General features: G+C 36.2%; 22 protein-coding genes. 10 read left to right on the top strand and 12 right to left on the bottom strand.

Features of this window, described 5'->3' with window-relative positions; genetic code table 11:
• Both H560_RS0116320 and H560_RS0116325 read left to right on the top strand, forming a co-directional pair.
• Nucleotides 1-283, top strand: a 283-nt coding sequence (locus tag H560_RS0116320; RefSeq protein WP_034753101.1) for an IS3 family transposase, incomplete at its 5' end; no start/stop codon positions are given.
• A gap of 70 nt (nucleotides 284-353) precedes the next feature.
• Entirely contained in the window at nucleotides 354-1,064 is a 711-nt protein-coding gene (locus H560_RS0116325) for a class I SAM-dependent methyltransferase (RefSeq protein WP_027381016.1), read from the top strand.
• 43 nt (nucleotides 1,065-1,107) lie between these two features.
• Here H560_RS0116325 and H560_RS0116330 read toward each other — a convergent pair whose 3' ends face one another.
• The 3 genes from H560_RS0116330 to H560_RS0116340 all read right to left on the bottom strand — a co-directional run bounded on the left by H560_RS0116330 (nucleotide 1,108) and on the right by H560_RS0116340 (nucleotide 5,408).
• A complete protein-coding gene (locus H560_RS0116330; RefSeq protein WP_027381017.1) occupies nucleotides 1,108-2,943 on the bottom strand; it encodes a M1 family metallopeptidase in 1,836 nt (611 codons plus the stop codon).
• 152 nt (nucleotides 2,944-3,095) lie between these two features.
• Entirely contained in the window at nucleotides 3,096-3,560 is a 465-nt protein-coding gene (locus tag H560_RS0116335) for a DinB family protein (RefSeq protein WP_027381018.1), read from the bottom strand.
• A 156-nt stretch (nucleotides 3,561-3,716) separates the two neighbouring features.
• A complete protein-coding gene (locus H560_RS0116340; RefSeq protein ID WP_027381019.1) occupies nucleotides 3,717-5,408 on the bottom strand; it encodes a DUF6909 family protein in 1,692 nt (563 codons plus the stop codon).
• A gap of 137 nt (nucleotides 5,409-5,545) precedes the next feature.
• Between H560_RS0116340 and H560_RS0116345 the strand changes: the two genes are divergently transcribed.
• The 3 genes from H560_RS0116345 to H560_RS0116360 all read left to right on the top strand — a co-directional run bounded on the left by H560_RS0116345 (nucleotide 5,546) and on the right by H560_RS0116360 (nucleotide 9,731).
• Nucleotides 5,546-6,352 (top strand): hypothetical protein, encoded by an 807-nt coding sequence (locus H560_RS0116345; protein WP_228372494.1) that lies wholly within the window; start codon nucleotides 5,546-5,548, stop codon nucleotides 6,350-6,352.
• 132 nt (nucleotides 6,353-6,484) lie between these two features.
• Nucleotides 6,485-8,680 carry a glutamine synthetase III family protein gene (locus tag H560_RS0116350; RefSeq protein WP_027381021.1) on the top strand — a complete coding sequence of 732 codons (2,196 nt, stop codon included), beginning with the start codon at nucleotides 6,485-6,487 and terminating at the stop codon, nucleotides 8,678-8,680.
• Nucleotides 8,681-9,017: 337 nt separating this feature from the next.
• The gene (locus H560_RS0116360; protein WP_027381022.1) at nucleotides 9,018-9,731 is read left to right on the top strand and encodes a C40 family peptidase; all 714 of its coding nucleotides are present in this window, start codon (nucleotides 9,018-9,020) and stop codon (nucleotides 9,729-9,731) included.
• A 204-nt stretch (nucleotides 9,732-9,935) separates the two neighbouring features.
• On the opposite strand, the gene H560_RS0116365 is transcribed toward H560_RS0116360, so the two are convergent.
• From H560_RS0116365 to H560_RS0116390, 6 genes are all read right to left on the bottom strand, one after another.
• Nucleotides 9,936-10,517, bottom strand: a complete 582-nt coding sequence (locus H560_RS0116365; protein WP_027381023.1) for a pentapeptide repeat-containing protein — start codon at nucleotides 10,515-10,517, stop codon at nucleotides 9,936-9,938.
• Nucleotides 10,518-10,633: 116 nt separating this feature from the next.
• On the bottom strand, nucleotides 10,634-11,863 hold the full coding sequence (gene rodA, locus H560_RS0116370; RefSeq protein WP_027381024.1) for a rod shape-determining protein RodA: 1,230 nt from the start codon (nucleotides 11,861-11,863) through the stop codon (nucleotides 10,634-10,636).
• The gene (locus tag H560_RS0116375) at nucleotides 11,860-13,899 is read right to left on the bottom strand and encodes a peptidoglycan D,D-transpeptidase FtsI family protein (RefSeq protein ID WP_027381025.1); all 2,040 of its coding nucleotides are present in this window, start codon (nucleotides 13,897-13,899) and stop codon (nucleotides 11,860-11,862) included. Before H560_RS0116375 ends, rodA begins: the two co-directional genes overlap by 4 nt.
• Nucleotides 13,896-14,402 (bottom strand): hypothetical protein, encoded by a 507-nt coding sequence (locus tag H560_RS0116380; protein ID WP_027381026.1) that lies wholly within the window; start codon nucleotides 14,400-14,402, stop codon nucleotides 13,896-13,898. The genes H560_RS0116375 and H560_RS0116380 overlap by 4 nt, the downstream gene beginning before the upstream one ends.
• Nucleotides 14,395-15,249 (bottom strand): rod shape-determining protein MreC, encoded by an 855-nt coding sequence (gene mreC / locus H560_RS0116385; RefSeq protein WP_027381027.1) that lies wholly within the window; start codon nucleotides 15,247-15,249, stop codon nucleotides 14,395-14,397. Before mreC ends, H560_RS0116380 begins: the two co-directional genes overlap by 8 nt.
• Nucleotides 15,250-15,275: 26 nt before the next feature.
• Nucleotides 15,276-16,301 (bottom strand): rod shape-determining protein, encoded by a 1,026-nt coding sequence (locus H560_RS0116390; protein ID WP_027381028.1) that lies wholly within the window; start codon nucleotides 16,299-16,301, stop codon nucleotides 15,276-15,278.
• Nucleotides 16,302-16,746: 445 nt separating this feature from the next.
• Here H560_RS0116390 and hemA point away from each other — a divergent pair, with 445 nt between their 5' ends.
• From hemA to hemE, 5 genes are all read left to right on the top strand, one after another.
• Nucleotides 16,747-18,021: a glutamyl-tRNA reductase gene (hemA, locus tag H560_RS0116395; RefSeq protein ID WP_027381029.1), complete on the top strand. Its 1,275-nt coding sequence runs from the start codon at nucleotides 16,747-16,749 to the stop codon at nucleotides 18,019-18,021.
• Nucleotides 18,008-18,916, top strand: coding sequence for a hydroxymethylbilane synthase (gene hemC, locus H560_RS0116400; RefSeq protein ID WP_027381030.1), 909 nt, complete (start codon nucleotides 18,008-18,010; stop codon nucleotides 18,914-18,916). Before hemA ends, hemC begins: the two co-directional genes overlap by 14 nt.
• Nucleotides 18,917-18,994: 78 nt before the next feature.
• Nucleotides 18,995-19,681 carry a uroporphyrinogen-III synthase gene (locus H560_RS0116405; RefSeq protein ID WP_027381031.1) on the top strand — a complete coding sequence of 229 codons (687 nt, stop codon included), beginning with the start codon at nucleotides 18,995-18,997 and terminating at the stop codon, nucleotides 19,679-19,681.
• Entirely contained in the window at nucleotides 19,678-20,139 is a 462-nt protein-coding gene (locus H560_RS0116410) for a hypothetical protein (protein ID WP_027381032.1), read from the top strand. The genes H560_RS0116405 and H560_RS0116410 overlap by 4 nt, the downstream gene beginning before the upstream one ends.
• Nucleotides 20,136-21,167, top strand: a complete 1,032-nt coding sequence (gene hemE / locus H560_RS0116415; RefSeq protein ID WP_027381033.1) for a uroporphyrinogen decarboxylase — start codon at nucleotides 20,136-20,138, stop codon at nucleotides 21,165-21,167. Before H560_RS0116410 ends, hemE begins: the two co-directional genes overlap by 4 nt.
• Before the next feature lie 118 nt (nucleotides 21,168-21,285).
• Here the strand turns inward: hemE and H560_RS0116420 are convergent, their stop codons facing one another.
• From H560_RS0116420 to H560_RS0116430, 3 genes are all read right to left on the bottom strand, one after another.
• On the bottom strand, nucleotides 21,286-21,918 hold the full coding sequence (locus H560_RS0116420; protein WP_027381034.1) for an NAD(P)H-dependent oxidoreductase: 633 nt from the start codon (nucleotides 21,916-21,918) through the stop codon (nucleotides 21,286-21,288).
• A 177-nt stretch (nucleotides 21,919-22,095) separates the two neighbouring features.
• Nucleotides 22,096-23,013 carry a hypothetical protein gene (locus H560_RS22545; RefSeq protein ID WP_051289367.1) on the bottom strand — a complete coding sequence of 306 codons (918 nt, stop codon included), beginning with the start codon at nucleotides 23,011-23,013 and terminating at the stop codon, nucleotides 22,096-22,098.
• 52 nt (nucleotides 23,014-23,065) lie between these two features.
• A complete protein-coding gene (locus H560_RS0116430) occupies nucleotides 23,066-24,286 on the bottom strand; it encodes an aminotransferase class V-fold PLP-dependent enzyme (protein WP_027381035.1) in 1,221 nt (406 codons plus the stop codon).
• Nucleotides 24,287-24,347: the final 61 nt, after the last annotated feature.

Raw genomic sequence — 24,347 nt, forward strand, 5'->3', positions numbered from 1 at the left:
TGCGTGCACAGAATTTACGTCAATAGTCGGGAAAAATATTACCCGAAGTATGAGTGGAAAGGGAAATTGCTATGATAATGCTGTAGCGGAGAGTTTTTTCAAAACTCTGAAAACCGAACTTGTCTATCAAAATAAATATGAAACTAGAGACCACGCCAAAAACTCTGTGTTTGAATATATAGAAACATTTTACAACACCCAGAGAAGGCATTCAGCTTTAGGAAATTTAACCATAAGAGAGTATCAAAATTTAATGTCTAATCAATCTAAAAATGTAGCATAAAGAGTATATAAATTTTGTCTCAAAAATAGTTGCAAGTTCAAAACAAAGAATATAACAACATTAACAAGACATGAAAAACATCTACGATCCGGATTATGTAAAAAACCTCTTCAACCACATGTCCGGTTCTTATGAGAGAATGAACTATATCACTTCTTTCGGTTTTTCAATACGGTGGAGAAAGCAGTTTCTTAAAAAATTAGGAAATTCTGACAAACAACTGAACGTTATCGATCTTCTTTCCGGTCTTGGAGAAAATTGGCTGTATTTAAAGAAATTTTTTCCTAATTCTCAATTTTCTGCCTTGGATTTTTCCGAGATGATGATTGAAAAATCAAAAATAAAATCTCAGAAAATTTTTAATGGAGATTTAACCCTGCTGTGTGAGGATATTCTTCAAAATAAACTACCTTCCGATTATTATGACATAATTTCCTGTGCTTACGGCTTAAAAACTTTTAATAATGATCAGCTTGAGACTTTTGCAAAAGAAATCAAAAGAATATTAAAAACCGGCGGAAAATTTAGCTTTGTAGAAGTCTCGAAACCTGATAACCAGATTTTATATCTCTTTTACAAACTTTATTTAAGTAAAATAATTCCTGTTTTAGGCAAGCTTTTTTTGGGTGATCCAAGTGATTATAAAATGTTGTGGATTTACACAGAAAAGTTTAACAACAGCAAATCCGTTAAAGATATTTTTGAAAGAAATGGTTTAAAGGTGACTTATGAAAAGTATTTTTTTGGTTGCGCTTCGGGAATTAATGGTGTAAAAATATAAAGCCGCAGAAAAATTCTGCGGTCTTATATTTTATCTCCTAAATTTATTTCACTTCCACAAAATTATCCTCCATATTCACATCCGCTATTCTCTGGCTGAAATCTATTCCTAAAACAGACAATTGAGCCTTTGAGTAAGGCACTGTGATTGAATATTCTTTTTGCGTCCACGGCCAATAAGGCATTGTTTTAAATTCGCCATAAGAATCCTTTTCCTTCCATATATGTGTCATATTTATTGGGATCTGATAGGTTACGATCTTTTTATCAGTCGTCATTACACTGAAATCGACAGGCATTGGAACGCCTCCTTTATTCACCAAAGTGATGGTTGTGGATTTTGCATCGTATTTTACATCTTTAATTCCGTAATCAATTGTTTTTGTCGTATTGATCCAGTAATTGTGGAACCATTTCAGATCCATTCCTGAAACTTTCTGGGCAATGTGCAGGAAATCCCTGTCAGAAGGGTGCTTCATACTCCACTGATCATAATATTGTTTCAATGTTTCTGCCAGATTTTGCTCACCCATAATGTAGCCCATTTGCACCAGGTAAAGCTCCCCTTTTACATAGGAAGCATAGGTATAAGATGTTCCGTTATCGTGATGATCACCCAGCCAGACTGCCGGTTCTTCGATGCCTTTTTTAATGAAATTCCTGTAAGCATTTAATGAATTTGCAAACGGATTTGGAAGTTCTTCAGGGAACAGCTGATACATTACATAATTTTCAGCGTAGCTTGTAAAACCTTCATCCATCCACGGGCGCATGGATTCATTAGTTGCCAGCATTTGCTGATACCATGAGTGAGCCCCTTCGTGGGCCATCAAACCCATTAAATCTTTGATATTCTTTGCTTCACCTAAAATCATGGTACACATACCGTATTCCATTCCCCCGTCACCTCCTTGAATAAAAGCGTAAGTCGGATAAACAGACTTCCCGAAATGAGAGTTCATCAGCTGAAAATATTTCGTAACGTAAGGCTGAACTTCTTCCCAAACTTTTGTTTTATCATTATTCTGATACACCAAAAAAACTTTCGGGCCTTGAGGAACATCAAAACTTTTTACAATATAATCTCTGTCTGCACTCCAGGCAAAATCCAGCATATTTTTCGCTGTCCATCGCCATGTTGCTTTATTTTTTTCTGCTTTAATTTTAGCGTTGGCATCATAGCCTTTTACTTCTGTAGGATTTTCAAGAATTCCTCCTGCTCCTACTACATAATCTTTGTTGATTTTAATGGTTACGTCAAAATCTGAGAAAGGTGCATGAAATTCTCTTCCGATATAATCGAAAGTTGCCCAGCCATCGTAGTCATATTCTGCGATTTTCGGGTACCATTGGGTCATGGTCATATCCACTCCTTCTTTGTTGTTTCTTCCGCTTCTCCTGATCTGCTGAGGTATTACAGCATCCCAATCCATTGTGAAAGTGGTGGTTGAATTTGGCTTAATCGGTTCTGCCAGATATACTTTCATGATGGTTTCCTGGATTTCAAATTTAAGGTCTTTTCCGTTTTGCTTGATCCAGTGAATATTTTGCGCTCCTTCCTGATCTTTCGGAATGGAAGCCAATCTTGAAATTCCGTCTTTCTGCAATCTTGAATCACCATTTTTACCCTGCCCCGCGACCCTCTGATCCATCATGGAATCAGGTTTAAAAGCGTTCCAATACAGATGAAAATAAACGACTTTGAGCTCGTCCGGAGAATTGTTGGTATAGGTTAAAGTCTGATTTCCCTGATAGGTAAATTTTTCAGCGTTCACATCAATATCCATCTTGTACTTCGCAGCTTGCTGATAATAAGCTCCCTGCTGAGCCTGAAATTGAGAAATGATAAACGCAAACAGGATTGCAACCGATTTTTTCATTTAAAATTTTTATTTTTTCTAAAGATATGTATTTTAAATAAGACCCTAAAATGTGGAGTTATTTTGTTTAAAAACGATTATCACAAACATTCACACAATTTCAGACAGAAATAAAATTAGTGTTATTCGTAAAATTATTCGTGTGATTTGTGTTAGTTTAACAATTTTTTAATCAAAGTGATCTGGCCCAAATGATAATAAGCGTGCTCTATCATTCCGTCAATATTTCTTAAATACGTTCCGTATTTTTCATCAACAAAAACTTCATTCATTTTAGAATCGGGCATTTGTTCTAATAAGGCTGCAAATTTTTCAGAATCATTCCAAAGCTTGTTCAATAACTCTTGCCACTGCTCCTGAGATTCAATCGGCGGAAGGTCGAAACTGTATTGATCCCTAATTTCCAAATCGCCGCCTTCAAAGACATTTATTAATCCCGCAATATAATAATCAATATGAAAAGTGAGCATGGCAATGGTATTTAAAGATCCTATTTTTGTGGTTGCCTGTTCGAAAGTGACCGTTGAAAGCTGGTCTTTAAAATTGGTATTCGCAATCCAAAGCCCGTCAAGAAGGACTTCCCGAAATCTTTTTGCTAATTGTGAAGTTGAGCTCATTGTTTTTAATTTTTTTAAAGATAATATTTTTTGTGCTGAAAGCTAAAAACCCTTGTCAAGGTTTAAAACCTTGACAAGGGTATGATTTGAAAACAAAAAATCCTTCAAGGTTTTAAAAACCTTGAAGGATTAGACTGATTTTAATTTCAAAAAAAATTATTTTTGAGAAGAAATTTCCTTCTTTCCGCTCTGTAAAATCTTCTCCAGAATTCTTAAAGTAATAAGATACGTCGGTTTTACACCTGTTAATCCCAAACCTCCCGAAGAAAGTGTACTTCCTGTTTCCAAAGGATTATCCGAAGCATAATACGCATAGCAGACAAATAAATCTGGTGCAATATGATGCCTGATCTTAGATGCCACCTGAATAGCTTTCTGATAATGAGCTCCCTCCATTTCAAGGCCGATCGCCTTCCATGAAGTGTTCATAAAATAAGAAAGAATGTCCCTGTTTTGAAGCGAAGTTCCCAACACTGTAATCATCGGCCCTTCGAAAGCTTTTAATTCTTCATCTTTGAAATCTTCAAGCTTTAATGCATTTTCAAAAGGATAGTTATCTGCAGTTCCTTCAAAAATATGAGAAGTAGGAATCATGATATCTCCTTTTCCCCCGGCAAGAATTCCTGCTTTACCCATGATGGAAACGGATTTCACTTTCATCATATACACCTCACCTTTTTGCTCGAAAGGCCTTAACAATTCGTCCATTACCTCATAAGCCTGCTCTCCGAAGGCATAGTCAAAAACCATGATGACATCATCTCCGCCGTATTTTATATGACCAAAAGGGGTATTTTTAAGATTGGTTTTGCTTAAATCTATAATTTGAACGTCGATATTACTTCCGCTCTTATCATTAATATAAATCAGACCTTCTTCCAAAGCATATTTCGAAACCTTGTCGCGAAGTTCTTTTTTATCAGAAATTTCGCCATAGAGTTTATAATCAACTTCTTTGTGGTCTTTTTTCTTTAATGCATCATTCGCATACAGCATATTTTTCACTGAGTGCATATTGGCAGAAATTATATGCAGCGGGCGCATGTGAAGATCATTTTCAAATAAAACTTCTTTCACCTTATTCGCCCATTTTTCTCCAAAATAATGATGCCCTACCCTTTCCTTTAATATAGCACTGAAGTGAATTTCTCTTTCTCTCGTCTGTTTTGCATCTTCCAGACTTACTTTTGCTAAGTTGTAAATGATTTTGAATAAACGGTCAGGGTTTTTATCATCCCCAAAAGTGTTGTAAGCATTCAATGTTTCATCGAAAGTTCTTCCTAATAAAGAAGATAAATGAATCAAAGCAACTTCTTTTTCTCTCCTGCTGAATTTTTTTTCACCTTTTACTACTTCTTCGATAATTTTAAAGGCGCGTGTGGGTTTCCAGTTTTCATCCTGGATGAAAGCCAGATTACGAACTTTATCCGCTTCTATAAATAAGAAGGTAAGGTGAGTAAGAATATCATAGATTTCGGAACGTCCCAAAAGAACTTCAATGTTCATCTGGTGTTCGTCTATTCTGTAACAGTTTCTTCTTCTCTTTTTAGGGACAATGGGCTCGAAGCTTCCTTTATCAAAACCCTCATCTGATGTAAGATGAATAAAAGCGCATTCTTCAATTCCCTCCGGAAGCCTGTCTAAAACATACATCAAACCATTCAGTTCCAACTTGCTCGGAATGTTCATGCTTCCGTAAATCTCCGGATTAATGGTCTTCAACAAACTTCTGATACTTTCTCCTGAAACACCGGCAGGTTTAAAAAAACCTCTGTAAAAGAGGTGTCTCATAGAAATATACAATCTTTCAATTGCTTCCGTTGTTTCTCTTGCTCTAGAATTTGTCATAAAATAAATTTCACACAAATATACGAAATATCGAGGCAAGTTATTTTAAGTATCTTTTAATAAACAATTTAACCTGATAATGTTTATTTTAAAAGTATTATGTTAGCTGTTTCTTTTTAATTTGCTTAAATTTAGTCATGATGAAAACCATTTTATACCTTACAGACTTTTATTATCAGGCAAAAGGAAGGGAATATTTCAGGGAAGACCTTTATATAACTTCAAAGCTTAAGGAGCATTTTAATATCCTGATCGGGCACCCGCACCAAGTTAATAGCTACCTGGATGTTGCCGATATTATCATTTTTAGAAATACGGGATCTGTTTTAAATTACGAACACTATTTTAATGAATTCGTACACCATACAAAAGAGAAAAACATCTTCACGTTCAATTCATTCGACGGAAAAGGAGACCAGCAAGGAAAAGATTATTTGATTTCTTTAACAACAGAAAACTATCCCGTAATTCCTACAATAGACCGAATAGAAGATATAGACACGTTAGGATCTTGTGAAAAATATATGGTTAAGAACAAAAAAGGAGCCGATTCTATCGGTCAGGAAGTTGTAACAAAAAGTGAACTAAATAATGTAGACTTAAATAATAAAATCGTCCAGCCTTATTTAGATTTTATGTATGAAGTTTCATTTTATTATTTGAATAATGAATTTCAATATGCCCTCTACGCCAAAGACAAAACAAAAAGATGGGAACTCACAGAGTATATCCCCAGCCAAGAAGACCTACGGTTTGCAAACACTTTTATACAATGGAATGGCTTAACCAGAGGGATAACAAGAATCGACGGGTGCAGATTAAAAGACCATTCTCTTCAGCTTGTGGAGCTTGAAGACCTCAACCCCTATTTATCATTGGATGTTCTGACCGAAGAAAAAAGGATAGATTTTATCGATAAATGGATTAAACTTTTATCTTTTTAAAACAAACCCCTTTTTTAATCAAATTTATTACTTAAAATTTAGTTAAATTTTAAAAACACCCCTTAAATTTTTAGGGTAAAAAATTTTTCAATTCATTTTTTTTGTAAATTTGCCCCGTAAAAATTAACCTATATGTCAACTTTAAGATTCAAAGCGTTAGAAACTTTACCATTCAAGGACTTTAGAAGAGATAACTCGGTTGAAGTTCCTGTAAAATTGTCAGAATTATTCTGTCAGAATGTTTTCTCAGAAGAAACAATGAGAGAATATTTAACAAAAGAAGCATTCCAGTCTATTATGGATGCGGTAAAAAAAGGAACTAAAATCCAAAGACACATTGCAGACCAGGTAGCAGTAGCTATGAAAGACTGGGCAATGAGTAAAGGAGTAACTCACTACACTCACTGGTTTCAGCCTTTGACAGGAAGCACTGCAGAAAAGCACGACTCTTTCTTTACCCCTATCGAAGGAGGGAGAGCCATTGAAAGATTCAGCGGAAACTTATTGATCCAGCAGGAGCCGGACGCATCTTCTTTCCCGAACGGTGGTATCAGAAACACTTTCGAAGCTAGAGGTTATACAGCTTGGGATCCTACTTCTCCGGCATTCATTATGGGAACTACTTTATGTATTCCTTCCATCTTCATCTCTTATACAGGAGAAACTTTAGATTATAAAGCACCTCTTTTAAGAGCATTGAACGCTGTGGACGAAGCTGCAACTAATGTAATGCAGTATTTCGACAAAAATGTAACAAAAGTAACTCCTACTTTAGGTTGGGAGCAAGAATATTTCCTGGTAGATTCAGCATTATACCAATCTCGTCCGGATCTTGTATTAACAGGGAAAACTTTGCTTGGACACTCTCCTGCAAAAGGACAGCAATTGGATGACCATTATTTCGGTTCTATTCCTACAAGAGTAATGAACTTCATGAAAGAATTGGAGATCGAATGTATGAAGCTGGGCATCCCTGTAACAACAAGACACAACGAGGTAGCACCAAACCAATTTGAGCTGGCTCCAATGTTCGAAGAAGTAAACGTTGCAGTAGACCACAACTCTTTATTGATGGATCTTATGGCAAGAATTGCTCACAGACACCATTTCCATATTTTATTCCACGAAAAGCCATTCGCAGGAGTAAACGGAAGCGGAAAGCACAACAACTGGTCTTTAGCAACAGATACAGGTGAAAACCTTTTAAGCCCGGGAAAAAATCCTAAGAAAAACTTACAGTTCTTAACGTTCTTTGTAAACACTATTAAAGCTGTTCACGAATACGCTGACCTTTTAAGAGCAAGTATCGCGTCTGCAAGCAACGACCACAGATTGGGTGCAAACGAAGCGCCGCCGGCGATTATTTCAGTATTTATCGGAAGCCAGCTGTTCAGAGTTTTGGAAGAGCTTGAAAAAGTAACGGAAGGAAAACTTTCTCCGGACGAAAAAACAGATTTAAAACTAAATGTAGTCGGAAAAATCCCTGAAATTTTGTTGGACAATACTGACAGAAACAGAACTTCTCCATTCGCATTTACAGGAAATAAATTCGAAATCAGAGCGGTAGGTTCTTCTGCAAACTGTGCAGAATCTATGACGGTAATGAATACTATAGCAGCGAAGCAATTGAATGATTTCAAAAAAGAAGTAGATGCTTTAATTGAAACAGGTCTTAAGAAAGATGAAGCGATCTTCAACGTGTTGAGAGAATACATCAAGCAGTGTAAAAACATCATGTTTGAAGGAGACGGATATTCTGATGACTGGGCAAAAGAAGCTAAAAAGAGAGGTTTAAACAACTTAAAAACTACTCCGGAAGCCCTTAAACAGGAAATGGATAAGAAATTCTTAGCTCTTTACGAAGAAATGGGAATTTTCACTCACAGAGAAGTTGAAGCAAGAAACGAAATCAAATTAGAAAAATATTCTACAGTTATTGATATTGAAGCAAGAGTTTTAAGCGATATCGCAAGAAACCACATTATTCCTTCTGCTTTAAATTATCAGAACAGATTAATTGAAAACGTAAAAGGTCTTAAAGAAATTTTCGGAGACAAAGAATTCAAAACATTAGCGAAAGAGCAAATGAGCTTAATTACTAATATTTCTGAAAACGTTTCTAAAATCAAATTAGGTGTAGAAGACCTTATCAAATCCAGAGAAGCAGCAAAAGCTGTGTCTGACAGCCAAAAACAGGCAGAAGAATACTGCAACAAGGTAAAACCTCTTTTTGATATCATCAGAGAAGCTTCTGACGATCTTGAAATGATGGTGGATGATGAGCTTTGGCCAATGACGAAATATAGAGAAATGTTATTTACAAAGTAACATCTGTAAAGTTCCATATTAGTTAAATTCCCCGGTGTTTTCCGGGGATTTTTTTTGTTTTATTAACGTTACTAAAAATTAGAGTTGTAAAACTCAAACCTTGATTAATAAAGCAATTGCAATTTATTTTGTTAAAGAATCTTAATAAAAAAAACCGCATACTCACCAAAAACAGGCGGTTGCGGTTTGTTTTTTTTTAACATACATCAATAATATGTTAAAATGTGTTAAAAACAGAACCTGATAATAATCATATCGAAGGTGTTCTGATTGGAATATATATTTTTGTAATGCTTTTGAAAATAAATATTCCTTTTAACACGGTAATCAAATATATATGAAGAAAAGAGTTTTGTTTTATTTAGTTGCTTTAGTTACTACAGTTTCACTACAGTCTTGTGCTACCAATTATGTGGTTTCAAAACCAGCAACTTACACTAAAGAATACAAAACAGATGCCAAACTAGCTTTTATAGATATGAAGAAAATGGAGCAGGATAAGCAGCAGCTTATTAATTCATTTTTAGCTGAAAAAGCGGCATCTATTGCAAACGCAAAAAATACTATCAAAAATTCTGAGATTGCAAAAGCAATCAAACACAATACAACTATCGACAATATCCTAACGGAAGCAGCAACATACCTTGGAACTCCTTACAGATACGGAGGAACATCAAGAAACGGTATTGATTGTTCAGCTTTCGTTCTTTCTGTTTTCGGGGCAGTAGCAGGGCTTAGCTTACCAAGAGTAGCAGCTTCTCAGGCTCAGGAAGGTGAAAGAATTGAGAAAAGCGATCTAAAGAAGGGAGATTTAATTTTCTTCTCTCACGGAAGAAGAATTTCTCATGTAGGTATTGTAGAAAGTGTAACAGAAGACGGTGAAGTGAAATTTATTCACGCAGCTACTTCAAGAGGAGTAATGGTTTCTTCACTGAATGATTCTTACTGGGGGCCTAAATACAGATTCGGGAAAAGAATTATTAATGAGAACGGAGAAGCCTACAACAATCTTGCAGCTACAAATCCCGCTTCAAACGGAACAAATTTTTAATTTTAAATAATTGATTTAAATAATGAAACCAGCAAAATTGCTGGTTTTTTTATTGTCTTATTGTTGAAGTCTCAAAATATTGTTATTCTTTACTAGCCCGTCTTTTTGCTTTGCAAAATCCGCCCCTTCAAAGTAGGGGAATTTAGTATCGTCAATACTAACTTCTAGTTTCTAGTTTCTAGTTTCTAGTTTCTAGTTTCAAAATTAACTGTTCCTGTCAATTTCAATATCAAACTTACGAAGAAGTCCGTATACTTCAGAAAGGGAAAATCTAGCCTTTTTAAGCCTGTTTAAAGAGGGATCTATGGAATAGTTGACCGAAGTTCTTAAATCTGCTTTTTCCAGGTTTGTATTCTCGAAAATAGCACCGGAAAGATCACAACCGCTCATAACAGCATTAGATAAATCACAATCCGCAAAATCCACTTCAATCAATTTAGAATTTTTAAAAATGGTTTTCTTAATTTTTGTTTTATAAAAAATAGAATTATTTAGAGAGCAGCCATCAAACTGAAACGTCATCCCGAATTCATTGCAGTCATTAAAGTGAAGCCCGAACATTTTACATTCTTTAAAGATTACATCACGAAAAGCCGTCGAAACAAGCTTTGCCATGCTCAAATTACAGTCAACGAATTCACAATCATTAAAGTTAAAAAAAGAAAGATCGGCATATTCAAAATTACAGTTTCGGAATGTACAGTTTTCATATTCACCTTTTTCTAAAAGCTGCTGTGTGAAATCTTTGCTCTCAAAATTTTGATCCGAGAAGTATGGTTGTTTCATTGAATTTTATTGATGAAATTATTTATATCGCAGATTCAGCAAAATTGTAGATTTTCTATATAAAGTTTAAACAAAATGATTATAAACTTCCATCACCCCGCTTCCAACTTCCCGCCTTATACCAGACTATTCTTATCAGAATAATTCAATTTAAAGAAAATAAAAGTCATGATTGAGAAAGCCAGCAAAGAACTTCCCCCGTAACTGAAATAGGGAAGCGGAATACCCACCGTAGGAAAAAGCCCCATAACCATGCCTAAATTAATAGTAAAGTGCATCAAAAGGATCGAGGCAAAGCAATACCCGAAAACCCGGTTAAAAGTAGATTTCTGCTTTTCTGCAAGGAAATAGATTCGGCCAATGTAAACCATATAGCATAAAATAAGAACCGCGCTTCCTAAAAAGCCCCACTCTTCTCCCACTGTACAGAAAATATAATCGGTCTCCTGTTCAGGAACAAATTTTCCCTGTGTAACGGAACCCTGACGGTAACCTTTACCCCAAAGCCCACCCGAACCGATGGCTGTTTTAGAATATAAAAGATTGTAGCCGGAAGTGTCCCGGAATGCTTTTTCACCTTTATAAAGAACCTCAATTCTTTCCCTTTGGTGCTTAGGAAGTTTTTCCAAAACATAAGGTGAACCGAATGCCAGTCCGCACAAGAGTACCACCGAACCTACAATACCTGAAATTGAAATAACATTCCAGGACATTTTATAGTAATTCAGGGCGATCCAGCCTCCTACAATAAGGACAATTGCGAGAGCTACCCAGATAGGATTTACAGCCAATGAGATCAGGAAAACCCCGGCAAACAGAAATCCGATTCCGAATAATAATCCACTCAGTCCTTCCCTGTATAAAGCAATAAAAAAAGCAATAAAAACAAGCATAGAGCCTACATCCGGAATGGCAAGAACCACCACCGCAGGGATCCCGATAATGGCTAAGGTGGTCAGTAAAGATTTCCTGTTGCTCAAATTAAACTCCGGCCCTGAAACGTAATTGGCCAGCATTAATGCTGTCCCTATCTTCGCAAATTCCACGGGCTGCATCGTAAAGCTCCCGAATTTATACCAGTTTTTCTGACCCAAGATCTCCTTCCCGAAAGGAAAAAGCCCGATTAGCAGCAAAACACCACCTATATAGATGATTCCGGCCATATTTTCAAAGAATTTACTTCTTCCGACAAAAATCACCAATCCTACCACTAAAGAAATACAGAAAAAAATCAATTGCTTTTCCCCTAATTTATGGTCTACACTGTAAATATTTGCAATGGCAAAAACACAAAGCAGAAAATATAGGCCCAGCCCTAATTTATCTATTCCTTCTGTCCATTTCATTGCTTCGCAGTTTTAGGGTTTTTAGTATTTTTTGTTTCTGTGTCTATCTGTTTCTGCAGTTTTGCTTTCTTTTCTTTGATGTAATTTAAACTGTCCTGAATCCTTTTTTGTTTAATAGAATCTTCTTTTGGATCTTTATATAAACCTTTACGCTTTAGATCGGCAATCCATTGTCTTTTGTATTCAGGCATAAAGCTTGCTGAGGTCATTTTTTTGTAAAGATTTTCACGCTTAAGATCTCCTGTAATATATTTTTCAGCAATAACCGTTGCAGCAGGACCCGCCCAGGTAGCACCAAAACCGGCATGCTCCATTACGGCAGCTACTACGATCTTTGGTTTATCAGCAGGAGCAATTAATACAAAAATAGAATTATCCTTACCCTGCGGAACCTGTGCCGTACCCGTTTTTGCCAATTGAGTAAAATCATTGGACTTCAAGCCGTGGGCCGTACCTCGCAAAACTACGGCTTCCATACCTTTTAATACGGGTTCAAAGTGTTTCGGATCTACTAAAGTTTTATGTTTTTTCTTAAATCTTGGGTCCGGATTTGGCTTTCCGTCGATTGCTTTTACAATGTGTGGAGTATAATACCACCCTTTATTAGCGATAGCTGCAACGTAATTGGCCAGCTGAAGCGGCGTAACCAAGACATCTCCCTGCCCCATCCCATTAAAGACAGCTCCTGTAGCCAAAGGATCCCAGTTTTTATAATCTTTCTTGGAACCACTTGCTTTAAGAATAGATTTCATTCTTTTTTCGTAAAACTCACCGGAAGGAATTCTTCCTTTTGCGCCTACTGCAAAGTCATTATTCAGAAACTCTCCCACGCCGAAGCTGCTCATAATTTTTTTCCATTCATCTACTCCTTTCGAAGGATTTCCAGGATATTTATTCATGATAGCCAGATAAGCATAAGAAAAATAACAGTTACTTGAAACCTGAATTGCGGGGATCAAAGGATCTGCTCCTCCGTGACCTTTAATTCTTAATCCTTTATAATAAAATCCGCCACCACAAGGGAAAATGGTGTTTTCATCCATAACACCCATCTGCATGGCCGACAAAGCAGTCAACAGCTTGAAAGTAGATCCCGGCGGATAAGCAGCCTGAAGGGATCTGTCGAAGGTAGGTTTGTTTTCATAAATAGTATCTTTTGATAGAGCGTACAAATTTTTTGATTTGTTCGGTCCTGTGAAAAGATTCGGGTCGATATCCGGACCTGTTGCGGCCACCAGAACTTCCCCGTTATTGGGATCTATTGCTACTACTGCCCCGTGCTTGTCCACCAGCATTTCTTCGGCCATTCTCTGGAGGTCATAATCAATAGTTAAGGTAATATCTTTACCTGTAATTACGTCCTTATCCAATGAGCCGTTTTTATAGGAACCTATATTTCTAAGCTTAATATCTTTCTGAATATATTTCATTCCTTTTACCCCTCGAAGCTCCTTTTCATAGGATTTTTCAACACCTGTTTTACCGATAAAATCTCCGGGAAGATAATAAGTAGAATCTTTTTTGATTTCCCTTTCATTTACTTCACTGGTATATCCTAAAAGGTTTCCTGAAGTGGAAACTTCGTACTGACGCTGAGGTCTCTGTACAATACTGAAAGCCGGATATTTAAATATAATTTCCTGTACCCTTGCAATATCTTCCCTGCTGAGGTCTTTCATGAAAGTCATGGGATTCAGCTTGGAATAGTATTTTTCTTTTTTTATAGTATTGATCCTGTTGATAAATTCCGTTTTTGAAATTTTCATTAAATTACAAAACCCAAGCGTATCAAAATCAGGTTTCATTAAAGCCTGAGTGAATGAAATTTCATAAGCAGGCTGGTTTCCAACCAGGATTTTCCCATTACGATCAAAAATCACCCCTCTCTGCGGAATAACATATTCAATTTTAATAGAAGTATTCGCCGCATTTAAAGCGTAACGGTCCGTAAATAATTGCAAATAAGCCAGTCTCGCCACGAAAATCAAGGCGACAATAATAAGAACGGAAAAAATTTTTAAATAACGTGTGTTCAAACTTTTTGTTTGATTTTAAATATTAATGCATACATAACTATAAATATAAACGAAATTATACTCGTTACCAATACATTAAATAATATTTCAAAAAATCTACTAAACTTAAAGAACTCTATATATTGCACTAAAAGCTGATGTAAAAAGATACTTGAGAATAAAAACAGCAAAAACTGCGCCCACTGAAGGGACTGAAAAGAGAAGAAATCTGTAGAAGTATCTGTAGAAGTCCTGAAAATCAAGGTTCTGAAATAGGCGATCAGGGTTGTTGCAAATGCATTGATTCCCCAAGAATAGAGGAACGCGTCAACCGATAAGCCGATCAGAAAACTTAAAGCCAAAAACTGAAATTTATTTCTAAAGAAAGGATAAAACATGACAAACACAGGATACAGCACCGGAGTGTATTTCCCGAAAAGGGTGATCCTGTTCAATACAAAAATTTGTAATGCAACCAGGAAAATCATGATTAATATGTCCGTAAATAAAGTTCTGCTAATCATTTTCCTTTTTTATTACAGCTTGCATTGTATCCTGAATCTTTTGTACCTCAGCTTTTTTAAGATTTTTCACAACGAAAACTTTGTTCAAAGCTCCCATTTTCTCACTTAATTCCACTGAAATATCCCAGAAACCTGTTTTATTATCCACGGAGTAGCCCGCAATAGTACCAATCATTACTCCCTGAGGGAAAATAGCCGATTTTCCATCCGTCACAATAGTATCCCCTATTTTTAGCGCAACGTATTTAGGAATATCCGCCAGGTGCATCACTCTGGAATTATCACCGTTCCATGTAAGCGTCCCGAAATATCCGGAATTCTTAAGAGCAGCATTAATCCTGATTTTATTAACACTTAAAACCGACTGAACCAAGGAATAGCTGTCGGTAGAATTTATCACGATTCCCGCAATACCTCTGGGCGCCATTACACCCATTTGTGGAAATACCCCGTCTCTTCTGCCCCGGTTTATTGTAAAGTAATTATTTCGTCTGTTGATACTGTTGAAAACGATCTCACCATCTACAAAAGTATAGATCTGTCCGCCTCCCAACGTATCATGCACTTTTCTGAATTTAGGATTTGCAGCACCCTGTTTTCCGTAAAGCTCCACCATTAAGGCTTTGTTCTGGGCCACAAGATCTTCATTAATCTGTTTTAATTTAAGGTACGAAACCCCTTCATCAATATACCCTGAAACCCAAGAGTTAAAAGCTGCAGTCTGCCCGGCAATCCAGGATTTCTGCATGGCATTTTTAGAGAATATCAGAACCAGAGCAATGATTTGCAGGAATATAAAGAAGACAAAAAACGCGTTCTTCGAAAATAATCTCAGCAAAAATCCCATTCAGATGTGTTCGTAAAAAGTTAAAATTATTTAATCAGGAAATTGAATTTATCCATATTCTTAAGCGCAATACCCGTTCCGCGAACTACAGCTCTCAACGGATCTTCTGCTACAAATACAGGAAGACCGGTTTTCTTGTGTAATCTGTCCGCAAGACCTCTTAATAATGCACCGCCACCGGCAAGATAAATACCTGTTTTGTAAATATCCGCAGCCAATTCCGGAGGAGTAAGAGAAAGAGTTTCCATTACAGCATCTTCAATTCTGATGATAGACTTGTCTAATGCTCTTGCAATCTCTTTGTATCCAACCATAATCTCTTTTGGCTTACCAGTAATAAGATCTCTACCCTGTACCGGGATATCTTCAATATCAACATCAAGGTCTTCAACGGCAGAACCTACTTCAATTTTGATTCTTTCAGCTGTTCTTTCTCCGATGTATAAATTATGATGAGTTCTCAAGTAATAAGCGATGTCATTTGTAAACACGTCACCTGCAATTTTCACAGATTTGTCGCAAACGATACCTCCCAGAGCAACTACAGCAATTTCTGTAGTACCACCACCTATGTCGATGATCATGTTACCCTCAGGTTTTTGAACATCAATCCCGACTCCGATTGCAGCTGCCATTGGTTCGTAAATCAAACGAACTTCTTTTGCATTTACTTTCTGGGCAGAATCTCTTACCGCTCTTTTCTCAACCTCAGTGATGCCGGAAGGAATACAGATCACAATTCTCAGCGCAGGCTGAATGAATTTACCTTTAATCCCTGGGATTTTTTTGATAAACTCTTTAATCATGTGTTCAGAAGCGTGGAAATCTGCAATTACCCCGTCTTTCAACGGTCGGATTGTCTTGATATCCTCATGAGTTTTACCCTGCATATGTTTTGCCTGTTCACCGACGGCAATCGGCCTACCCGTAGAACGTTCAATTGCGACAATTGACGGCTGATCTATAACAATTTTGTTATTATGGATGATAAGGGTGTTGGCAGTACCAAGGTCTATCGCAATTTCTTGCGTAAACATATCGAATAAACTCATATTTTCCTTCTGATTTTTTAAAGATTTACAAAGATATAAATTTAAGACTACCAAAGAAATTTAGTGTGCATATAATTTGGTTAAAATTTTATTAAAATTTTTAGTTCGTTATTAACTTTTAGTTTAGATATTTACGAACTTTGAATTCAATAAAAATTAAGGCAATTAACGGCTGGAAGCGCGATACCGTAAGATGTAATAGTTGAACTTCTTAAAGCATAATTTTACCATGGGATTATAAACCTTAAAAATTTTAACATTACCGTTAATTTTGAATTTAGAAATTTTATTTACAGCAAAATATTAACACTTTATGATTTAAAAAAAATTAAACCTTTAACCAAAATGTCTTATTTAGAACAAACCCAAAATAGTTTTTTACGATAATTATCATATACACTATCAGAAAACCAATTGCTAAAAAAAACGTAAATTTGCCCAGCTTATGTTACAGTATTCCAACATACATCAAACGTCAAATTTTGCCGTTCTTTCCATTAGCTTCGAAAAGGCCGATGTAGAGACCAGAGGCAAGTTTGCTTTCTTTGATGAAAACATCAAAAATTTTGTTACCCGAATCCATGACGAAGATCTTGGAGATGCATTCGTGGTTTCTACCTGTAACAGAACCGAAATCTATACCACATCTCCCAATTATCTGCTGGTAGCCGAAGAATATTGTAAAACCATCGGGGTAAACCTTATGGATTTTCTTCAGTTTGCCAATATTCTGACAAAAGAAGAGGCTTTAACGCATCTTTTCAGGGTCGCAGCCGGCCTGGAGAGCCAGATCATCGGGGATTTTGAAATTATCGGTCAAATTAAAAAAGCATACAGCCGTTTCAAAAAGGAAAGACAAAATTCTAATCCTTATCTGGAAAGAGCTATCAATTCTGCCATTCAGATTTCAAAAAGAATTAAGAACGAAACAGGGATTTCCAACGGAGCAGCTTCTGTTTCCTATGCTGCGGTCCACTATATTTTAAACAACCAGAAAAGAATCACGGAAAAAAATATTCTTTTACTTGGAGTTGGAGAAATTGGCCAGAATACAGTTGAAAACCTGGTAAAACACGTGTATCAGCCAAAAATTAAAATTGCCAACAGAACGCAGGAGAAAGCTGCAAAAATTTCTGAAAAGTACCATATTCCTAATATAGATTACGCTGAATTTGATAAAGAACTAAAAAACACGGACATTCTTATTGTAGCAACCGGCGCGAAGCACCCGATTGTAAACAAATCTCATTTCCCGAATGGAAAAGAGACGCTGGTGATTGATCTTTCCATCCCTCATAATGTAGAAAAAAATGTGACGGAAAATGAAAATGTGACGCTTATTGACGTGGATGAGCTTTCAAAACAAATCCAGGAAACCATTCAGCAGAGAGAAAAAGAAATCCCGAAGGCTGAAAAAATCATCAAGGAAATGACAAAAGACTTCCTTGAATGGGAAAAAAAGAGAAAATTAGCACCAAATATTCATCATTTCAAAGCCGTTTTAAAGAATATGGAGCGCAATGAAATGCATAATTTTTACAGAAAAAATAAATACATAAACATCACGGACATGGAACTTTCCGATAAAATGATTCAGAAAATTACCAACCGTTTTGCAAAATATATAATAGATAATCCGTTAAAAGCCGAAGAAATTAGTAAATTAATGCACGAAATATTAGTTGAACAACCAAACAACGAATTCAATGAAAAGCATTAGAATCGGAACCAGAAATTCCGCACTTGCACTTTGGCAGGCAAGAGAAGTTGCGAGACACCTTCAGAATAATAATTATTTAACGGAAATTGTTCCCATCGTATCTTCGGGCGACAAAAATCTTACTCAGCCGCTTTACTCATTAGGAATCACAGGCGTTTTCACCAGAGATCTGGATGTCGCATTACTGAATGACGAGATTGATATTGCCGTACATTCATTAAAGGATGTACCTACCGTTTTACCGGAAAATATTGAGCTGATTGCTTATCTGGAAAGAGATTTTCCACAAGATGTCCTCATCCGGAAAGAATCTGCAAGGAATAAGGAATTCCATGAGCTGAAACTGGCCACAAGCAGCCTGAGAAGAAGAGCATTCTGGCTGAAAAACTTCCCTAATACTGAGTTTTCTGATATCCGCGGGAATATCCAGACGCGTCTTCAAAAGCTGGAAGAAGGAGATTTTGACGCTACCATTTTATCTTTAGCCGGAATCAAAAGGATGAAAATGGATATAGATTACGAAATGCTTCCCTTTTTAATTCCTGCTGCATCACAGGGCGTAATTGCTGTAGCCGGACACTCTCAGAAAACGGAGATCAACAATATTCTGAGCTCCATAAATCATAAGCCTACCCAAATCTGCGTAGAAATGGAGAGAAATTTCCTGAATACACTGGAGGGGGGCTGTACTGCACCCATCGGGGCATTTGCGGAAATCTTCGATGACCAGATCCGTTTCAAGGCGGCACTTTGTTCTCTGGACGGCAAAAACTGTATTGCTACAGACGAAAACTTCATTTATAATGAAGAAGAGAATTTCGGGAGAAAGTTCGCAAAAGCAGTTCTTGAAAACGGCGGAAAAGAATTGATGGCCGAAATCAAAAGCCAGATTTAAAGAAAGCAAAAAGCTGATCAGCAAATTTGCCTTTCTATTTAAACTTATCATCAAGTTCCCGCTTTCAAACTTAAAAGCATGAAAATCTTATTTACCAAAAATATAGACCCATCTATTTTATCCAAAGAATTAGGAGAGGATATTTCGGCTGACTGTGTGGAGGTAATTAAGACCAATACAATAAAAGTAAGTCCGTTTGACTTAAAAAATTACTCCCTTATTTTTACAAGCGTAAATGGAGTAAGTTCATTTTTTAAAAACCATTTTAAGCCAAATGAAGATTTTACTGCAAAAAATTACAACAAAATTTACTGTGTCGGCGAAAAAACAAAACGTGAGCTACGAAAGCACGGATACGGAACATTTAAAGTATTAAAAAATGCAGAAGCGCTTTCAAAATTCATTATCACCCACTGCCAGCATGAAAACTTTCTGCATTTCTGCGGAAACATGGCATTGGACGTACTTGATAAGAACCTGCCGTTGCAAAATATTAAGTATAAAAAAATTACGGTCTATAATACCCAGGAACTTTATCCTCAGATAACTGAAAAATATCATGCTGCCGTTTTTTTTAGTCCGAGCGGAGTTCGTAGTTTTGCAAAACAAAACTCTTTTGACGGGCTGATGCTCTTTTCTATTGGAGAAACAACTTCAAAAGAAATTAAAAAATATACATCAAAACAGACATTTACCTCTCAGGAAAATACATTGGCATCTATTTTGGAATTAATGCAGAACGAATTAAAAAAACATAAAAAATGAAAAAATTGAGCCTTTTATTGATCTGTTTGACATGTATTTTTTCATGTGCAACCAGAACGTTTAATCCCAACAACCCAAATGTAATTTATTCTGTAGCCAAAAATTATTATGTAGACAGAATGAACAATCAGGAAGTTATTTACAAAAAAATCTCTTCGTACAATGAGCTTATCAGTATTTTCGGGTTGGATCCTAAAACTGATAAAAACGGAGACCTTTCTGAAGGAAAACCAACAGAAGTTGATTTTTCTAAAAATTATGTAATTGGGTTAATTGCGCCCCAATCTTATAAAAACAAGGAAATTATAATTAATAATATTATAAAGAATAATGGTAATATTACCATAAATTATTCTATAAAAGATACTGCAACCCCTATAACGAGCCGTTTTGCCCCTTTCAAGATCCTTATCATTGACAGGAGGTACGATGGCAACATCAGTTTAAATAAATTATGATAAAAAACGACCTGTATTTAAAAGCGCTTCGCGGAGAAACCGTTGAAAGGCCGCCCGTTTGGATGATGAGACAAGCCGGAAGATATTTGCCGGAATTCATTGCTCTTCGTGATAAATATGATTTCTTCACAAGATGCCAGACTCCGGAACTGGCTTCCGAGATCACAGTACAACCTATCAGAAGATTTCCTTTGGATGCTGCCATTCTGTTTTCTGATATTTTGGTGGTCCCTCAGGCGATGGGAATTGATTTTAAAATGAAAGAATCAGTAGGGCCATGGCTGGATACTCCGATCAGAACGCTGGAACAGGTTCAGAATGTTGTCGTTCCTGATGTAAATGATACTTTAGGATACGTTTTTGATGCTATTGAACTGACTTTACAGAAATTAGATAACGAAATTCCTTTAATAGGATTTGCAGGTTCTCCGTGGACGATTCTTTGCTACTGTGTAGAAGGAAAAGGAAGCAAGGCTTTTGATATTGCTAAATCTTTCTGTTTCCAGCAGCCGGAAGCTGCGCATCAGCTGCTTCAGAAAATTACCGATACTACTATCGCTTATTTAAAGAGAAAAGTAGAAAAAGGAGTTTCTGCGGTTCAGGTTTTCGATTCCTGGGGCGGTATGCTTTCTCCGGCGGATTATCAGGAGTTTTCGTGGCAGTATATCAATCAGATCGTTGAAGCATTAAGCCCGTTGTCACACGTTGTGGTTTTCGGTAAAGGATGCTGGTTTGCATTGGAAGAAATGAGTAAGGCTAATGTTTCCGCACTGGGCGTGGACTGGACAATTACTCCGGAGCTGGCAAGACAATTTACCAACAATGATATAACCCTGCAGGGGAATTTTGATCCTGCAAGACTACATTCTTCTCCGGAAACCATCAGGAAAATGGTGCACGAAATGATCAGCCGTTTTGGAAAAGACCGTTATATTGCCAACTTAGGACACGGAATTTTACCAAATATTCCTTTGGAAAATGCGGAAGCTTTTATTAGAGCGGTGGTTGATTGGAAACCAACTGTTTAAAATAAATTGTCGAGATTCCTGTGGAATGACAAACTTTATATAAAATTTTAAGCGCAATATAAATAAAATCCCTTTCATTGACATGAAAGGGATTTTTCTATGAATACAATAATTATAACTAGTTGATCTCAGTAACGAAATCTTCTTTTGGCTTTCTTACTTTCGTAAGGTTTACCAGCCAGTCGTTTGAAGCATCTCTGTAACCGATCGGCAACAATAAAACACTTTTCAGACCTTTTTCTTTTAAATTTAATATTTTATCAACTTCTTCCGGAACAAAACCTTCCATCGGTGTAGAATCCACTTCTTCAAAGGCCGCCGCGATAATTGCTGCCCCAAAAGAAATATATGCCTGTTTTGCGGCGTGGGTAAAGTTTTCTTCTTCGGATCTTTGAGGATACATTCCCAATAACATCTGTCTGTAGTTTTCCCAGCCTTCATTTTTGAAACCTCGAATATCATTCGTAAGATCAAACATTTTGTTTATTCTTTCTTCCGTATAATTATCCCAGGCTGCAAAAACCAAAAGGTGCGAACAATCTGTAATTTGTGGCTGATTCCACGCGTGAGGCTTTATCTGCTCCTTGATTTCCTGATTAGTGATAACAATAATCTCAAACGGCTGAAGACCGCTGGAAGTCGGCGCCAATCTAGCTGCTTCCAATATTTTATCCACTTTTTCCTGTGGTACTTTTTGACCGTTCATTGCTTTAGTAGCAAATCTCCAGTTCAATTTTTCAATTAATTCCATTCGTTAAATTTTACCGAACAAAATTACTTCTTGTCTTACAAATATGGTACATGGATTTTTAAATTTCATTTATTGTTAATATCTATTGTTTATGATGAACTTCCTTTATTTAAAAGCATTTAATTTTAATACATTATACCCAAACAAAAAAGCCTCCGAAAATTTCGGAGGCTTTTACTATTTTTTTAAATTCTTAACTTCTTGCTGTAACTCTTCAATTTTTTTCTGCTGCTCTAAACTATACAATGTAAGCTCCTCAACTTTTTGAAGCAAAATATTTATCATTTCACCCACTTGTAGGCCATTCTCTTTAATTTCTTTTGCTGACGGTACGTTTGGAAGATGATTATTTGCTTTTGTAAAAGCCTCAACTTCTTTTAATGTTGGCATTATATAGTCTGATTTTAAATCAGATTTTCCTGTATAATATTTTTCAAAAACATAGTCAGCAGGAACATTCAAATCTACTTTTACTTCTTCAGCATGAATTTTTCCTTTAACTGTAAGTTCGGCATCCGGATTTAAAGAATTGATTCCAACTTTGTTTTTAAAATACGTTCTATTGCCATAAAAACTCGCAATACTATTTTGATCAAAATCTATAGTTCCACTAAATGCATTTTTATAAGGAAGCTCCTTTTTCACAGTAGCATATAAAGGTTCATCTACAACAGGCCATGTTACCGGGACTCCATTTATTGTACTATTACCTAATCTTACTCTGAAATTTAAACAATAAGTCGTATCATTAAGATAAATTACTGCAAAATCACCCCCATTATAAGTTTCTTTAGCAATAGTAACTTTAGGAGTATGTGCTCCAAAAGAACTCACATTGGAACTCTGATAAACCTGCCCCTGAAAAACATACCAGCTAATAGCCAAATTCATGGTTTTTTCTTGTCCGTAGGCATAACCCTCAATAAATACCGTTGGCATCCCCCCATTATCAAACGGAATATTTGTTTTAATCTTAATTCCATTTGTAATAGGAGCGCATCCGGAGTGATAATCTGCAACTACTAAATTTTGGGCTTGTGCTAAAAAAAACGTACTAAGCATAATTAGTACTAATAAAAATAATTTTCTCATCATTAAAGTTGTGTTGTCTTAAATTTAGATGACAAAAATACCAAATTTAAACAACTTAGCTTAACATTCGTTGCGCCTTTTTTACACCTTCAACCAATAAATCAATTTCATCAAAAGTATTATACACCGCGAAGCTTGCTCTCACCGTACCGGCAATATTAAAAAACTCCATAATCGGCTGGGTGCAGTGATGCCCGGTTCTTACGGCAATACCCATTTTATCAAGGATCATTCCTACATCGGAAGAAATACCTACTCCTTCAAGATTAAATGAAACAACACCTGTTCTGTCGGCCTTTTCACCGTAAATTTTTATTCCTTCAAGCTCCAGAAGTTTTTTCTGAGCGTATTCCAATAGTCCGTTTTCGTGCTTTTGAATATTTTCCTGCCCTACTTTTTGGATAAAATCAACAGCGGCTCCCAAAGCAATATTCCCACCAACATTAGGTGTACCTGCTTCATATTTGAAAGGTAGAGCAGCATAAGTAGTTCCGTTAAAAGAACATGTTGCAATCATCTCTCCTCCTCCATGGAAAGGCGGCAGATCTTCAAGAAGTTCCTGTTTTCCGTATAAAATCCCGGTTCCCATCGGGGCGTACATTTTATGCCCTGAAAAAACAAAGAAATCACAATCCATCTTCTGAACATCAATCGTAAAATGCGGAGCAGACTGAGCCCCGTCAATTACAATATAAGCATCAGTATGCTTTCTCGTTCTTGCAATAATTTCATCAATCGGATTTACAATTCCTAATGCATTAGAAACCTGATTTACAGAAACTACTTTAGTTTTTTCACTTAAAAATTTATCAAGATGATCCAGCTGAAGAATTCCGTTTTCGTCAATTGGAATTACTTTCAGTTTTGCTCCCGTCCTTTCACACAGCAGCTGCCATGGAACGATATTGGAGTGATGTTCTAGGTAAGAAATGATGATTTCATCGTCTTTTTTTAATTTTTGAGTTAAAATATAAGCGATGAGGTTCAGTCCTTCCGTTGTTCCTTTAGTAAATATTACTTCAAAATCATGTTTAGCATTAATGAATTTCTGGATTTTCCTTCTGGAAAGCTCCATTTCTTCAGTAGCCAACTGGCTTAAAGTATGAATTCCTCTATGTACGTTTGCATTAAGATCTGTATAATATTGGTTCCAAACTTCTAAAACTGAATTTGGCTTTTGAGATGTTGCTGCATTATCTAAGTAAACCAAAGGTTTACCGTTCACCTGCCTGTCTAATATCGTAAACTGACTTCTGATTTCCTGAATGTCAAACATTTATTAAATTTTTAAATTAAAAAGTTCTTATTTAGAACACTTCAAATTTACGGCTTTTTTT

Source organism: Chryseobacterium daeguense DSM 19388 (assembly GCF_000430825.1).
Classification (GTDB): Bacteria; Bacteroidota; Bacteroidia; order Flavobacteriales; family Weeksellaceae; genus Chryseobacterium; species Chryseobacterium daeguense.

Coding starts and splice junctions, on each gene's coding strand:
- H560_RS0116325 (WP_027381016.1), top strand. CDS start 354: ATGAAAAACATCTACGATCCGGATTATGTAAAAAACCTCTTCAACCAC.
- H560_RS0116330 (WP_027381017.1), bottom strand. CDS start 2,943: ATGAAAAAATCGGTTGCAATCCTGTTTGCGTTTATCATTTCTCAATTT.
- H560_RS0116335 (WP_027381018.1), bottom strand. CDS start 3,560: ATGAGCTCAACTTCACAATTAGCAAAAAGATTTCGGGAAGTCCTTCTT.
- H560_RS0116340 (WP_027381019.1), bottom strand. CDS start 5,408: ATGACAAATTCTAGAGCAAGAGAAACAACGGAAGCAATTGAAAGATTG.
- H560_RS0116345 (WP_228372494.1), top strand. CDS start 5,546: ATGATGAAAACCATTTTATACCTTACAGACTTTTATTATCAGGCAAAA.
- H560_RS0116350 (WP_027381021.1), top strand. CDS start 6,485: ATGTCAACTTTAAGATTCAAAGCGTTAGAAACTTTACCATTCAAGGAC.
- H560_RS0116360 (WP_027381022.1), top strand. CDS start 9,018: ATGAAGAAAAGAGTTTTGTTTTATTTAGTTGCTTTAGTTACTACAGTT.
- H560_RS0116365 (WP_027381023.1), bottom strand. CDS start 10,517: ATGAAACAACCATACTTCTCGGATCAAAATTTTGAGAGCAAAGATTTC.
- rodA (WP_027381024.1), bottom strand. CDS start 11,863: ATGAAATGGACAGAAGGAATAGATAAATTAGGGCTGGGCCTATATTTT.
- H560_RS0116380 (WP_027381026.1), bottom strand. CDS start 14,402: ATGATTAGCAGAACTTTATTTACGGACATATTAATCATGATTTTCCTG.
- mreC (WP_027381027.1), bottom strand. CDS start 15,249: ATGGGATTTTTGCTGAGATTATTTTCGAAGAACGCGTTTTTTGTCTTC.
- H560_RS0116390 (WP_027381028.1), bottom strand. CDS start 16,301: ATGAGTTTATTCGATATGTTTACGCAAGAAATTGCGATAGACCTTGGT.
- hemA (WP_027381029.1), top strand. CDS start 16,747: ATGTTACAGTATTCCAACATACATCAAACGTCAAATTTTGCCGTTCTT.
- hemC (WP_027381030.1), top strand. CDS start 18,008: ATGAAAAGCATTAGAATCGGAACCAGAAATTCCGCACTTGCACTTTGG.
- H560_RS0116405 (WP_027381031.1), top strand. CDS start 18,995: ATGAAAATCTTATTTACCAAAAATATAGACCCATCTATTTTATCCAAA.
- H560_RS0116410 (WP_027381032.1), top strand. CDS start 19,678: ATGAAAAAATTGAGCCTTTTATTGATCTGTTTGACATGTATTTTTTCA.
- hemE (WP_027381033.1), top strand. CDS start 20,136: ATGATAAAAAACGACCTGTATTTAAAAGCGCTTCGCGGAGAAACCGTT.
- H560_RS0116420 (WP_027381034.1), bottom strand. CDS start 21,918: ATGGAATTAATTGAAAAATTGAACTGGAGATTTGCTACTAAAGCAATG.
- H560_RS22545 (WP_051289367.1), bottom strand. CDS start 23,013: ATGATGAGAAAATTATTTTTATTAGTACTAATTATGCTTAGTACGTTT.
- H560_RS0116430 (WP_027381035.1), bottom strand. CDS start 24,286: ATGTTTGACATTCAGGAAATCAGAAGTCAGTTTACGATATTAGACAGG.